This window comes from Streptomyces sp. NPDC003691 (assembly GCF_053981115.1).
This window is the reverse complement of record NZ_JBSFNQ010000086.1, coordinates 16,270-30,194: the sequence shown is the minus strand read 5'-3', so window position 1 is coordinate 30,194 and position 13,925 is coordinate 16,270. Positions and strand designations below refer to the sequence as shown.

7 protein-coding genes, 1 tRNA gene, 1 pseudogene and 1 riboswitch are annotated in these 13,925 nt (G+C 74.8%); of the genes and pseudogenes, 5 read left to right on the top strand and 4 right to left on the bottom strand.

Features of this window, described 5'->3' with window-relative positions:
• The 4 genes and pseudogenes from ACWDR0_RS28710 to ACWDR0_RS28695 form a co-directional block, all read left to right on the top strand.
• Window positions 1–83 (top strand): annotated as a pseudogene (locus ACWDR0_RS28710) (hypothetical protein); the annotation flags it as partial.
• Between the two features lie 125 nt (window positions 84–208).
• Window positions 209–282, top strand: a tRNA-Met gene (locus tag ACWDR0_RS28705).
• A gap of 156 nt (window positions 283–438) precedes the next feature.
• Complete coding sequence (locus ACWDR0_RS28700) at window positions 439–1,749, top strand: PP2C family protein-serine/threonine phosphatase (protein WP_456354697.1); 1,311 nt, start codon at window positions 439–441, stop codon at window positions 1,747–1,749.
• Between the two features lie 306 nt (window positions 1,750–2,055).
• Window positions 2,056–2,202: riboswitch (cyclic di-AMP (ydaO/yuaA leader) on the top strand.
• Between the two features lie 11 nt (window positions 2,203–2,213).
• Complete coding sequence (locus tag ACWDR0_RS28695) at window positions 2,214–3,218, top strand: M23 family metallopeptidase (RefSeq protein WP_456354696.1); 1,005 nt, start codon at window positions 2,214–2,216, stop codon at window positions 3,216–3,218.
• Between the two features lie 331 nt (window positions 3,219–3,549).
• Here ACWDR0_RS28695 and ACWDR0_RS28690 read toward each other — a convergent pair whose 3' ends face one another.
• The 4 genes from ACWDR0_RS28690 to ACWDR0_RS28675 form a co-directional block, all read right to left on the bottom strand.
• Window positions 3,550–4,836 (bottom strand): PrsW family intramembrane metalloprotease, encoded by a 1,287-nt coding sequence (locus ACWDR0_RS28690; protein WP_456354695.1) that lies wholly within the window; start codon window positions 4,834–4,836, stop codon window positions 3,550–3,552.
• Between the two features lie 515 nt (window positions 4,837–5,351).
• Window positions 5,352–6,302 carry a tRNA (guanosine(46)-N7)-methyltransferase TrmB gene (gene trmB, locus ACWDR0_RS28685; RefSeq protein WP_456354694.1) on the bottom strand — a complete coding sequence of 317 codons (951 nt, stop codon included), beginning with the start codon at window positions 6,300–6,302 and terminating at the stop codon, window positions 5,352–5,354.
• 130 nt (window positions 6,303–6,432) lie between these two features.
• Window positions 6,433–7,659, bottom strand: coding sequence for an L-2-hydroxyglutarate oxidase (gene lhgO, locus ACWDR0_RS28680; RefSeq protein WP_456354693.1), 1,227 nt, complete (start codon window positions 7,657–7,659; stop codon window positions 6,433–6,435).
• Between the two features lie 127 nt (window positions 7,660–7,786).
• Window positions 7,787–9,661 (bottom strand): sporulation protein, encoded by a 1,875-nt coding sequence (locus ACWDR0_RS28675; protein WP_456354692.1) that lies wholly within the window; start codon window positions 9,659–9,661, stop codon window positions 7,787–7,789.
• A 1,965-nt stretch (window positions 9,662–11,626) separates the two neighbouring features.
• On the opposite strand from ACWDR0_RS28675, the gene ACWDR0_RS28670 reads away from it, so the two are divergent.
• Complete coding sequence (locus tag ACWDR0_RS28670) at window positions 11,627–13,738, top strand: asparagine synthase-related protein (protein WP_456354691.1); 2,112 nt, start codon at window positions 11,627–11,629, stop codon at window positions 13,736–13,738.
• Window positions 13,739–13,925 lie beyond the last annotated feature (187 nt).

Here is a 13,925-nt window from a genome sequence, read left to right as displayed (position 1 = left end):
ACACCGACCACGGCCACTGCGGTGTGCTGGACGCCGACGGCCGGGTCGACAACGACGCCACGCTGGAGCGGTACGCCGAGATGGCGCAGGTCCAGCCCGGAGCCCCCCGGCGGGCCTCGCGCCGCCGGGCCCGAGCACCCCCGAAACCGCCCCGGAGGGGAAATGGTCAGCAGCAGTGCTCCGGATGGCGTAAGGTTGTGTTCACCGACGCGGGGTGGAGCAGCTCGGTAGCTCGCTGGGCTCATAACCCAGAGGTCGCAGGTTCAAATCCTGTCCCCGCTACTGAAGACACGGCCCGGTGCTCTCGATGAGAGCACCGGGCCGTTGTCGTACCCCGCTCGTATGCTGGAAGGCCCGGGAAGACCGTCGCCCGACCGGCTCAGTGCGGCTCGCCCCCCGCACCGGCGGCCGTGAGGCTGAGAGGGGAGGAGAGCGCCCGTGGCGGACCTGGAACAGCGGAACGGATACGGCGGTGCCCGCCGCATCGCCCGGATGCTGCCGTTCCTGATGATCGTCGCCGGTGTGGTCTACGACCTGACGACCCCGGCGAAGTTCACCGCCGTGCCGATGTTCACGGCCGCCCCGCTGATCGCCGCGCCGTTCTTCTCCTGGGCCCTCACCCTGGCGACCGGCGCCTTCGCCGTACTGACCGAGCTGGGGCTGGACATCTACAACCGCTCCATCGGCCAGACCCAGGCGTACACCGAGCTGAGTACCGTCGTCACGGTCTCCGCCCTGGCGCTTTTCATCAACCGGGTCATCGCCCGGGGCAACGAGAGACTGGCCTCGGCGAGGGTGATCGCCGAGACCGCGCAGCGGGCCGTGCTGCCCACGCCCTCCGAGGAGATCGGCGGGCTGCGGATCGCCGCCCGGTACGAGGCGGCCCTCGCCGACGCCTTCATCGGCGGTGACCTCTTCGCCGTCCAGGACACCCCGCACGGGGTGCGGCTGGTGGTCGGGGACGTCCGGGGGAAGGGGCTGGGCGCGGTGGCGGCCGTGGCCGTCCTGATCGGCGCCTTCCGGGAGGCGGCCGAGCGGGAACCGACCCTGGAAGGTGTCGCCGGCCGGCTGGAGCAGGCGCTCGTCCGGGAGGCGCAGCGGCGCGGCGAGGACGAGACGGACAGCTTCGAGGGCTTCGCCACCGCGGTGTTCGCGGAGATCCCGCACGGGCTCGGGGCCGTACTCCTGCTGAACCGCGGGCACCCCGAGCCGCTGCTGCTGCACGCGGACGGCCGGCTGCGGCTGCTGCCGCCGGACGAGGCGGCGCTGCCGCTGGGCATGCGGGAGCTGGGCGACTGGCAGGGGCATACCGAATCGCACGCGATGCCCGACGGGTCGACCCTGCTGCTCTACACGGACGGACTCTCGGAGGCGCGGGACACCGCCGGGGTGTTCTACGACCCGCGGGAGCGGCTCGGCGGACGGGCCTTCCCGGGGCCGGGGCAGCTGCTGGACGCCCTTGTCGACGACGTACGGCGGCATACGGGCGGCGGCTCGACGGACGATATGGCGCTCCTCGCGGTGACCCGGCCGGGCGAGACCGTGCTCCGGCCGGGCGAGTCCGTACTCCGGCCGGACGGGGCGGGGACCCCGCCGGGCGGGACCGAGACCGGAACCGGTGGGACGGGGGCCGGAACCGGCGGGACCGGAACCGGCGGGACCGGGACCGGTGGGGCCGGGACTCCGCCGGGCGGGCCCGGAGCGGTGGACCCGCCGCCGGAACAACCGCCGCTCCGGCCCGCCGGATAAAGAGTTGACCAACGATTCGCCAAGTGCTTCGGGCTATGTGCCATTGCACCGCCGTTTTCTGCACGCAGAGTGATCGAACGATCGCTCAGCAGATAACATTTGACGAACCGTCAGCCTCGCATGGGGTCCGGAACGGGGTTTGAAGGGCCCTCAGGGCGGGCAACTCGCCCGTTTTGCAAGGCTTCTGTCCCGGTTGATCCACCCCCTCGGTTTAACGATCATCAGGAACAGCTTGGAAAACATTCCCGGTGTCTATTAACGTTCGATAACGCAGCGCGGTCGTCCCAGTCGCCGTCAGGGTGGCTCCGTGCTGATGCGCCGAATCCCGCAAGGGAACCGGGGAACCACTTCTTGGGGTGAATCGGATGCCTCCGCAGCCTGCGGAGACGCCCGTAGGAGACCTTCCTGCTCCGAACCCGTCAGCTAACCCGGTAGGCGAGAAGGAAGGAAAGGAGTACGCCTCAGTGGCGTCCAACAGTCCTGCCCCGCAAGCCCCTGCCGGTCCCGGGTACGCAAGCACCCGCTTCCGTGAGGACGGTGGCGCGGAGCGTTCCACCGGCGAGTGGAACCCCAGCGACGAAACGATCCTTCCGTCTTCGCGCGGCCGTCACCGCGTTCTGCGGCAGCAGCGCCGGGCCTTTGCCCGCAGCTCCACGGTCCTCGGCGTCGGAGTGATCGCCGCGGTCGGTGCCGGCGGTATCGCCACCGCGCAGGACAAGGCCCCCATCACCATCTCCCTCCCCGACGGGCTCGGCGGCGAGGAAGGCGTGCAGAACGCCGGCCTGGCCACCATGGGCGACACCGTCGCCGAGGTCGGGGCCCAGTCGGAGACCGACGACGCCGCCGGTGAGGCGCTGCGCTCCCGGATCCTCCAGCAGGCCGAGCAGCAGCAGGCGCAGGCCGAGGCCGAGCGCTGGGCCGCCGCCGAGAAGGCCGCGGCCGAAGCGGCCGCCGCCGAGGCGAAGAAGGCCGTCGCCGACGCCAAGAAGAAGGCCGACGCGGCGAAGAAGAAGGCCGCCGCCGAGGCCAAGAAGAAGGCCGAGGCCGACCGGCTCGCCAAGCTGGCGAAGAACTACGCGAACCCCACCTCGAACTACCGCATCACCTCGCAGTTCGGCCAGTCCGGCGGGCTCTGGTCCTCCGGCCAGCACACCGGCCTGGACTTCGCCGCCGCGGCGGGCACCCCGGTCAAGGCCGTCGGCGCCGGCACGGTCAAGTCCGCGGGCTACGCGGGCTCGTACGGCTACCAGATCATCCTGGAGCTGAACGACGGCACCGAGGTGATGTACGCGCACCTCTCGAAGATCGAAGCCAACGTCGGCCAGAAGGTCGTCGCGGGTGACCAGATCGGCCGGGTCGGCGGCACCGGCAATGTCACCGGCGACCACCTCCACCTGGAGGTCAAGACGCCGGGTGGTACGACGATCGACCCCGCGGCCTGGCTGCGCAGCAAGGGCATCCCGGTCTGATCCGCCCCACCGGCACGACCGGCGCCCACGGCCCGGACGCGCCACGGCCCGGCGGGCCGCGGCCTCCCGCGTGACCTGTACAACCCTGTGCAACCCTGTACGACCTGTATGAGCCCGTACGACCAGTACGGCTTGTACGGCTCGTATGCGCGACCCCGAGCCCCGCTGCCCGGGGCCTCCATGACCACCGGCAGCTCTGACGCACCAACCCCCCGACGTCAGAGCTGCCGGTTCTTTTTGTGCCGCCGGACGACGGCGCGCCGTCCTTGCCGCGTCCGGCGGTGGTTCTCCGGGGACGCCCCGGAGCATGCCCCGGCGGCCGGACGCTTCGTCAGACGCGGTACGGGTTGTAGCCCTCGTAGTCCCGGTACGGCGGCGGCGCGAACACCACCCCGGTCGCCCGGGCCGCATAGGTCAGCGCCGGACCGGCCACCGCCTTCCGCAGCCACATATGGTGCAGCAGCTCCTGCTCCCGCGCCGTGAAGTCGGGATCAGCCGCGCCGCGCTGTGCCCGGTCGCGCAGGAAGGCCAGCGTGGTGGCGAACCGGACGTACTCCGCGACCGCGTGGGCCGCGGCCGGGCCGTGGGTGCGCCGGGCGACCGCCCGGGCGTCGGCCCGGGCCCGCATCGATGCCAGCGCCGCCGGTTCGGCGGGCGCCAGCCAGCCCGCGGCGGCATACGGCGGCAGGGCCGCGGAGATGGTCCGCAGCTCGCGCTGCCGGGACCAGATCGTCAGCCAGGTGAGCAGGGCGAAGACCGGGACCATGAACATCCCGTAGACCAGGTAGAAACCGAGCGGGCCGAGATAGGACGCCGAGCCGTTCCACAGGGCGTGCATCCCCATCGACAGCAGCAGCCCCACCGCCGGGAGGGCGAACCGCCGGAACCGGTGGCGGCGGGCGGCCGACGCGGCGAGGCCCAGGCCGATCCCGGTGAGCACGGTGAACAGCGGATGCGCGAACGGCGACATCACGATCCGTACGAAGAAGGTTGCCGTGACCGAGACCAGGCCGGACTCGCCCGCCGCCCGGTCCTCGTCGAAGGCCGTCCCGAGATAGAGGATGTTCTCGGTGAAGGCGAAGCCGGTGGCGGTGAACCCGGCGACGACGATGCCGTCGACCAGGCCCGTGAAGTGCCGGCGGCGGAAGAAGAAGATCAGGAAGATCGCGGCGCCCTTCGCGGTCTCCTCGACGACCGGCGCGACCACCGTCGCGCCGAGGTTGTCGGCGCCGGTGGGATCCGCGGTGGTGTTGGCGATCCACTGGATGGCGAAGGTGTTCGCCGTGATCGAGATCAGCGCGGCGGCGAAGGCACCCCAGGCGAAGGCGAAGGCCAGATTGCCCCAGGGGCCCGGCTCGACCCGGTCCAGCCAGCGGAAGGCGGCGAGCAGCAGGGGCACCGGGAGGGTCGCGAGACCGAGACCGACGAGGAAACCGGCGGTGCCGGTCTGGTCGCGGACCATCGCCAGGATGACCAGGGCGCAGAGCGCCATCAGGATGACCAGGACCCCGGCCCGGATCGCCTTGCTCCGCCAGATCCGGGCGGCCCGGGGCTTGTAGCGCCAGCGGGACCGCTCGGGCAGCGCGTCGAACACCGGCTCGGCGGCATAGGCGGGCACGGCGGGACCGGGCTGCCCGCCGGGTCTGCCCGCGGGGGCGCCGCGAACGACGGGTGCGGGGTGGGCTCCCGTTCCGGTTCCCGTTTCCGTTCCGGGCGGTGCGGTGGCGGGTGCGGCGGATCCGGGCTGGGTTCCGGTGAAGGCAGGGGGCGCCGGTGCCGCGGTCGCGGGCTCCGGCGGCGCGGTGCGGGGCTCCGGTGGCGTCGTACGGGCCCCGGACTCACCGGCACCGGCCGGTCGTCCCGGTTCATCCGGATTTGCGGCATGCGGCGGGGGTTCGGGGGACGCCGGGGCCGGGTGGGGCGGCGGCGGACTGGGGTCGGACTGCGGGGGCGACGGCTCGGACACCTGTCGACATTAACGACCCGCACCGACAACCCGCGACGGGGATACGGCGTTCTGGCGCGTTGACGCGGTACCAGGCCGGTGCCCGGCCGGTACGGGCCCGCCGCCCCGGACCGCGCAAGCCGGACCGTACGATCCGGCCCGCGCGGCCTGCGAGGTCCGGATCCCGGTCACACCCGGCGGAACAGGAGATCGCGTACGACGTGGCCCTTGTCCAGGCCCTGGCCCTCGAAGCGGGTGCGGGGCCGGAAGTCGGGCCGGGGGGCGAAGCCGCCGTCGCCGGCCGTGTTCTCGAAGTCGGGGTGCGCGGTCAGCACCTCCAGCATCTCGTCCGCGTACGGCTCCCAGTCCGTCGCGCAGTGCAGCACCGCGCCGGGCTTCAGGACCCCGGCGGCCAGCGTCAGGAACTCGGGCTGGATCAGCCGCCGCTTGTGGTGCCGCTTCTTCGGCCACGGATCCGGGAAGTACACCCGCATCCCGTCGAGGGCCCCGGGCGCGAGCTGCTCCCGCAGCAGGATGATCGCGTCGCCGTTGGCCACCCGGACGTTCGTCAGCCCGTTCCGCTCGGCGAGGCCGAGCAGATTCCCCTGACCAGGGGTGTGGACGTCGACCGCGAGAATCCCGGTGCCCGGGTCGGCGGCCGCCATCTGCGCGGTGGCCTCGCCCATGCCGAAGCCGATCTCCAGGACGACGGGCAGTCCGCCGAACATCCCGGCGAGGTCGAGCCGGTCCCGCCCGTCGATGTCGAGGCCCCACAGCGGCCAGAGCCGCTGGAGTGCGTCGCCCTGGCTGGTGGTGACCCGGCTGCGCCGGGGCTGGAAGCTCCGGATCCGGCGCTCGTGGTGCGAGCCCGCGGGGTCGGCGGCGGGCCCGCCGGGGAACCTCGGCTCACGCTGCCCGCGCCCGGAAGGCGCGGCGCCCGCCGCCGGGGAACCGGCGCCGACGGCGGAGGCGGGCCCGGAACCGGCAGCGGGGCCGCCGGCGGCAGCGGGCTCGGCAGCGGTGCCCGGGCCGGAGCCGGACGCGGCGCCGGAAGCGGGCTCGGAGCCGGGCGCGGGGGATTCGGGGGTGTGGGGGTGCGATGTCGACACAGTGGGGTCAATTCTACGGGCGTACGTCATCCCCCGCGCCGGCCGCGATCCCCCGGGACCCGGCTCGGCCCGGCAGGCCCGCGCCGCCTCCGATCCGCCGGAGCCCGGCGCGGCGGGCCCGGACCGCCCCGGGCCTGCCGGGAGCCCGGCCCGCCCCGGGTCAGAGCATCGCCAGTGCCCGGCGGGCCACCTCGCGGCCGATCGGGAGGGAGGCCGTCGCCGCGGGGGAGGGGGCGTTCAGTACATGGACGACGCGGTGGGTCTCGCGGATCAGGAAGTCGTCCACGAGGGTGCCGTCCCGGAGCACGGCCTGGGCGCGCACCCCCGCGTCCGTACGCCGCAGCACCTCCTCCGTGACCGCGGGGACCAGCCGCCGGACCTCCTGGGCGAAGGCCGCCTTGGACAGGGAGCGGCGCAGCTCGCCCGCGCCGTAGCGCCAGTGGCGGCGGGCGATGTGCCAGGAGCCGGGCCAGCTCAGGGTGGCCGCCAGCTCGGCGGGGCGGATCACGCCCCAGTCGTATCCCTCGCGGGCCAGGGCCGGGACCGCGTTCGGCCCGACATGGACGCCGCCGTCGAGGCCGCGGGTGAGATGGACCCCGAGGAACGGGAACGCCGGGTCGGGCACCGGATAGACCAGGCCCCTGACCAGGTCCGGGTCCGTGAGTTCGTAGTACTCCCCCCGGAAGGGGACGATCCGCATCTCCGGGTCGTCACCGGTCAGCCGGGCGACCCGGTCGCACTGCAGCCCGGCGCAGTTCACCAGGGCACGGGCCCGCAGTACCGTCCCGGCGGCCGTGCGCACGGCGACACCCCAGGGGCGGCGGTCCACCACGACGACCTCCTCGCCGCAGCGCACCTCCGCACCGGCCGCTTCGGCCTGGTCCGCGAGCCGCTCCGACACCGCGCCGTAGTCGCAGACCCCGGTCGTACCGACATGGATCGCGGCCAGGCCGCGCACCTCCGGCTCGTACTCGGAGATCTGCGCGGGCCCCAGCTCGCGCACCGGGATCCCGTTCTCCCGGCCGCGCTGGACCAGGGCGTGCAGCCGGGGCAGCTCGTCGCGCCGGGTGGCGACGATCAGCTTGCCCGTCACCCGGTGCGGCACTCCGTGCTCGGCGCAGAACTTCACCATCTCGGCCGCGCCTTCGACGGCGTACCGCGCCTTGAGGGAGCCGGGGCGGTAGTAGATCCCGCTGTGGATCACGCCGCTGTTGCGGCCGGTCTGATGGCGGGCGGTGGCCGGCTCCTTCTCCAGCACGGTCACCCGGGTCCCGGGGGCCGCCCGGGTGAGGGCATGGGCCGTCGACAGACCGACGATCCCACCGCCGATCACCAGCACATCGCAGTCGAACCGGCCCGCGGCGCCCCCGCGCCCCGTCCTCGTCATCGCTCCGCCTCCCGCCGCCCGCCCGGAACTCCCGGTGCCGTGCTCCCCGCCCGTCCGAAATACTGCACCCCGCCACTGACAATGCCGTCCACGGCCGCCCGGCTCCGGCCGGGCCGTCCGCTCCGGATCAGGCCGGGGCCATCAGCAGCGGCCGGGCCCGTTCCCGCAGCTCGGCGACCCGGGGCTCGTCCCCGTACGGCTCCAGTTTGTGCAGCAGGTCCCGTACGTACTCCGTGGTCCGTACGGACGAGATCCGGCCCGCGACCTCGACCGCCCGGGTCCCCGCGGCGCACGCCGCGTCCAGATTGCCCGACTCCAGCTCGGCGAAGGCGCCCACCACCAGCCGTAGCCCGTGCGAGCGGACGAACTCGTCCGTCGGCTGGGACAGCGCCTTCTCGGTGAACCGCCGGACCTGCCGGGGCAGCTTCAGATCCCGGTAGCACTCGGCCGCGTCCGCGGCGAACCGGTCATACGTATAGAAACCCAGCCAGGACGGATCGGGGTCGCCGTCGCGCGACCGCTCCAGCCAGCCCTCGGCCGCCTTCAGCGCCGCGCCCGCGGCCGCCGCGTCGTTCGCCTTGGCGTGCGCCCGCGCCTCCACCAGGCGGAAGAAGCTCATCGTGCGCGCCGTCGCGAGCCCCCGGTTGCGCTCCAGCGCCGCCTGCGCCAGGTCGACGCCCTCGTCGGCGAAGCCCCGGTAGATGGACTGAAGCGACATCGATGCCAGCACATATCCGCCGAGCGGTACGTCGGCGGCCGCGCGGGCGAGGCGCAGCGCCTGGATGTAGTACCGCTGGGCGGCTTCCTGCTGACCCGTGTCGAAGGCCATCCACCCGGCCAGTCTGGTCAGCTCGGCGGTGGCGCCGAACAGGGCGCGGCCCACCTCGTCCGAGTAGGAGCCGAGCAGCAGGGGCGCGGCGTCGACCCGCAGGCATTCGGGGACCATCGACGAACGCCAGTCCCCGCCGCCGTATTTGGAGTCCCAGCGGCGGGCGTCCTCCGCGGCCTCGCGGAGTTTGGCCACATCGCTGTGGCCCACGCGGGGGTCGTCGGCCGGATGTCCCGGCGGGGCGGGCGGTCCGGCGGCGGTACCGGGGTCGGGCCCCGCACCGGACACCGCGCCGGGACTTGCACCGGGACCCGTTCCGGTTCCGGTTCCGGGAGCGGAGCCGTTGGCGGGACCGGTACCGGAGCCGGTACTGGAGCCGTTGGTGGGACCGGTACCGGAGCCGTTGGTGGAGCCGCCTGCGGGGAGTGCGCCGCCCGAGGCGCCGCTCGCGCCGCTCGCGCCGGGCGGGACGGAGTGCGCGGGCGTACGCGCCGTCGTACGACCACCGCTCCCGGAGGCCCCTTCGCCCCCGCCGCTTCCCCTTCCCCCGTCCGCACCACCGGCACCCCGGGTTCCTCCGGCCTCCCGGGCCCCGGTTGTTCCGTCGTTCCGGTCCGTCCCCAAGGGCCCGTCGGCCGCTTCGGCTCCGTCGGGACCGCAGATTTCGGCCGTTCCACGGGTCATGAAGGGCGGTGCCGGGCGCTCCACCGAAGGGTCGGCGGGCGATATCAGCCAGCGGGACGCGGGCGTCGCATAGGCGCTGACCGAGAAGGAACCGGCCAGGGACTGCCAGATCCCGCCGCTGCCGGCCCGCCGTCCGGCCAGGTCGAGCCGGTAGAGGTCGGTGGCGGACTTCACCGCCTCGCGGACATCGCGCGGGAAGGCGAGACCGACCTCCGGCGCGGGGTCGGCGTCGGCCAGCCCGATCTCGTGCAGCGGTACCGGCCGGCCCAGTTTGGAGCCGATCGCGGCGGCGATGAGATGGGGTGCGGCCCCCTGCGGCACCATGCCCTTGGAGACCCAGCGCGCCACCGACGTCTTGTCGTACCGGAGGGTCAGACCGCGCTGTGCGCCCAGGTCGTTGACCCTGCGGGCCAGCCCGGCGTTGCTGATTCCCGCGAGGGCGAGGACGGTGCCGAGCTTTTCGTTCGGCCCGCGTTGCTCCCTGGACATGCGCCCCACCCCTCGACACGCCGACGGCCGCCGTGACGCTGCCTCGCGTCCGGCATGCGTAGCGACGTCCCGCCCCGACGGGCCGCCCCGGAAGCCCGGCTGCCACCGGGTGGCGGTCCCGGCTGCAAAAGCGTCTGGCCGAGCCCTCCGGAATATGCCCATCAGTTCAGAACATCAGCAAACCCAGCGTAGTTCGCCGGATCCCGACCGTTAAGGGGCGGTGTTCCCTATGGCGAGATTGTTGTGCGTGCGAGCGAACCCCGCCGGGGCGCGCTGTGGACGCACTGTGAACGCGCCACCGCCGACGGGTCCCCGCCGCCGCCGTCGGCCGGCCCGGCAGCCGGAACCCGGCCGTGTGCCGCCGAACCATCCCTGGACGGCGCCCGGACCACTGTCCGCACCCGGCGGGGCGCGGTCCGTACGGTTCCCCGGCGGTCCCGTCGCCGGGCCGGTTTCCGGACCGGTCCGGGAGTACCGGCGGCCCGCGCCCGAATCGCCGGACGGCCCGCGGACCCGCCGCTTCCCGGCAGCGGTCACGGAGCCTCCGGTCACTCCGCGGCGCATATCCGGGCCCGTCCCCCGCACCACCCCGGCACGCTCCCCGGAGCGCCCTCCGGGCGCGTCCGGAACGCGCCCCGCGCGAGGCCCCGGCCCGCCCGCCCCCGGGCGTGCACCGGGGAGGCCGAGGGGCACGTACCCCCGTTGTGCTCCCCGTTGCCGGGGTGGCGGGGCGGGTGGTCCGCGCCGGGGCGCAGGGCCTTCCGGCGTGCTCCGGGCGTGTGGCCGTGCGCCCGCCCGTGCGCTCTGGCCGGGGGTTCCCCCGAGGTTTTCCATGAGAACCGCGTGGGTCGGCCCGCTGCGTAGTGGAACCAGCGGGCTGGGGGACACCGCCGCCTTCAATCCCCGCGGGCGGCGGACGGTCCGGGAGGCGTGTGGCGCCTCCCGGACTGTCGTATCCGGGCCCGCTTCCGCCCGGCCGCCCGTAGCGACGGGTGTTACGGGGGGCCGGCCGCAGGGGTCGGGCCCGGTGGCGGCCGCGCGCCGTACGCCTGCGGACGCGGCCGGTCCCCGAACCGTCCCGCTCCCCGGCGGCTCCGTGACCCGTGACCCGCAGCTCCGCGACCCGCAGCCCCGTGCCTGCCCGCCTGCCCGCCTGCCCGCGCCGGAGGTTCCGGTTCCGGCGCGGACGCTCCGGTTCCACCGCGCGGACCACGGATTGCCCCGGTCACCGCACCGGCCCCGCGCCCCGTACCGCCGCTGCCGACACCGCCGTTCGCGGCCCCCGGGCCACGGGCAGCACCACGAACCGCACCACGGGCCGGCCCCTGTCCGCACCGCCCTGCGCCCCTGCCCTGCGCGCCCCGCACCGGACCCGGAGCCTCCCCCTCCGCACCGGCCTCCCGCCCTCGGGTATCCCGGGCCCGGCCCGGCGGATACCCGGCGGACACCCGGCGAAGGGCCCGGCGAAGGGCCCGGCGAAAGCCCCGGAGCGGCAGCCGGGAGGAGGCCCCGGGGAGAGCATGGAGAGAGACCGGCGGGAGGGCCGGCGGAGGGTCGGCGGAGGGACCCGCGCGGGGACCGGGGAGGAGCCCGGACGGGTGCCGGACGGGTCCGGGACGGGCCGCCGGGGGCGACGGCCCGCGGAAAAACCCGGCGGGGGAGCCGGGAAAAGCGGACTGACAGCCACCGGTCCGGAAGCTCTCCGTGCCCGCCCGCCGCTTCCACCGATGTCATGAGAATGGCTGAATGTCGACTGTCCTTCTCGTGGACTTTCACCCTTTATGCGGCTGACGCGGCCTTGCGGACGGGCCATGACGCCCCGCCATATCAGGCCCCCGGGCGGCTCTTTCACTTTTTGCTCGTGCGACCCGGGGCCCGTCCGCCGCGTCTCCTTCGTGGCAGCATGTTCCCGAACGGCCCGGGCCCCGGCCCGGTTGTCCACAGCCTGTGGAGGCGAAGACGGCGATGCGGTGGTTGGTGGGCTGGAGCAGTATCGCCGCGAACTTCGGTACGGCCGGAGCCGTCGGCGCCGCCGACGACGGACGCACGGTCCACCCCGTCGGCTCCCAACTCCTGTGGGGCGATCCCGATCCCCTCTGGGCCGTCGGCGACTGGCGCCCCGACGAGGTCCGGGTGATCACCGCGGACGAGTTCACCAGGATGGCCGTCCTCGGCTGCTGCGCCGCGTCCGACGCCGAACTCCGCACCGGACTGCTCTCCGCCCGCGGCGGCGCCCTGCGCCACCTCACGACCTGGCCCGGCTCCTACACCGTCGTGGTCCAGTCGGGCCGCCGGATCACCGTCATCGGCGATCTCGCGGGCGCCCGGCCGGTCTTCCACACCCCGTGGGCCAACGGCACCGCGTACGCCACCGCCGCCCTCCCCCTCGCCGACCTCATCGAGGCCCAGCTCGACATCGGCTATCTCGCCGCCCTGCTGGCCTGCCCCGAGACCCCGGAGGCCCTGCGCGACGCCACCCCGTACGACGGCGTCAAGCGCATCCCGCCGGGCCATGCGCTGATCCTCCGGGAGGGCTCCCGCGAGATCACCGGCTACGAACCCGTCGCCTCCCTCGCCGTCTCCGGCCCCCAGATGGCCGCCGACCAGGCCGTCGACGGAGTCCGCGACGCCCTCGTCGACGCCGTACGCGCCCGGCTCACCGCCCCCCGCCACGCCCCGCATGCCACTCCGCCGGACCCCGGTCCCGTCCCCGGCATGGGCCCCGCGGACCGGCGCGCCCGGCGCGGCGCGCCCGTCCCCGGGATCGGCGCGGACCTCTCCGGCGGCAGCGCGTCGGCGACCCTGGCGCTGCTCGCCGCCGGGCTCCCCGGCCGCCCCGGCACCCTGGCGGGCACCGGCGCCACCGGAGCGGGCGAACGCCTCCTCGCCGTCACCTTCAACGACCTCACCGAACCCGGCCTCGAACCCGAACTGGAACGCGCCCGCGCCCTTGCCGCCGACCCCCGGCTGCACCATCTCGTCGTCACCGCCGGGGAGGAGGGACTCCCGTACGCCGGGCTGGAGAACGGGCCCCTCACCGACGAACCCGCGCCCAGCCTCGTCACCGCCGAACGCCACCGGGTGCGCCTCGCGTCCGGCAGCGCCGACCACATCACCGGCGCGGGCGCCCGCCAAGTGCTCGACGCCCACCCGGCCCGGCTCGCCGACCTCCTCATCGACCGGAGACGGCGCCACCTCCTGCGGCCGGTGACCGCGCTCGCCCGCGCCGAAGGGCCGTCCACGCAGTCCCTGCTGGCACCCCTCACCGTCTACCGCGCCGCGCGCCGCCTCGCCCGTACGCCGTACCGGGCCGGACTGGAGACCGCCGCCGACACCCTGCTCCGGGCCAACCGCGGCACCAGGGGCGCCGACTTCGGGCCGCTCGACGCCTCCCTCGCCGCCCTCACCTGGTCCCGGCCGGGACCGGCCGCCCGCTGGCTCACCGGCGAGGCGCTCGCGGACGTCGCCGTACGGCTCACCGGGATCGCCACCCGCGCGGTGCCCGTCCAGCGGCCCGGGGAGGCCCGGGCCCGGGCCGCCCTCGCCCGGCACGCCTTCGACCAGCGGATCCTCGAACAGGCCGCGGAGGTGCGCAGCCAGCGGGTCCATGCGCCGTTCCTCGACAACCAGGTCGTCCGCGCCTGCCGCGACCTCCCGGAGTCCCTGCGGGTACGGCCCGGGGCCCGTGCCGACATCCTCCGTACGGTGCTGGCGGGCGCCGGGGTCCACGAACTGCCGCCCGGCTGGGGCGCCGCACCCCTCACCCCGCAGACCGTCACCGCCCACAAGGGCCTGCGGGCCGCCCTCCCCGCGCTCCTCGCCCTCTTCGACGCGCCGCTCCTCGCCGACGCGGGCCTCATCGACGCCCGGGTCGTCCGCAAGGCGCTGCGGGGCGCGGCGGACGGCGAACCGGTCCCCCTGGACGGGCTGGCGGACCTGGTCTCGACCGAACTGTGGCTGCGGCGGCTGCTGTCGCGCCGCGGCACCTGCTGGACCGGCTCGGCGGCTCCCCGCTCCCGCGCGGTCTCGGCCGGGGTACCGCCGCGGCCGTCCCTGCACGGGGGCGCGGCACGCTGAACCGCGCGCACTGATCCCGCGCACCGGTCCCCGCGCACTGATCCCCGCGCACGGTCCCCGCACGCCGATGCCCGGCGCGCCGACCCCGTACCTCCCACCGCGGGGCCGGCCGCCGCGCACCTCACCGCACCGGCCGCTCGCGACCCCGGCCGCGTACCCCGCCGCGGGACGGGCCGCGCCCCGGCCC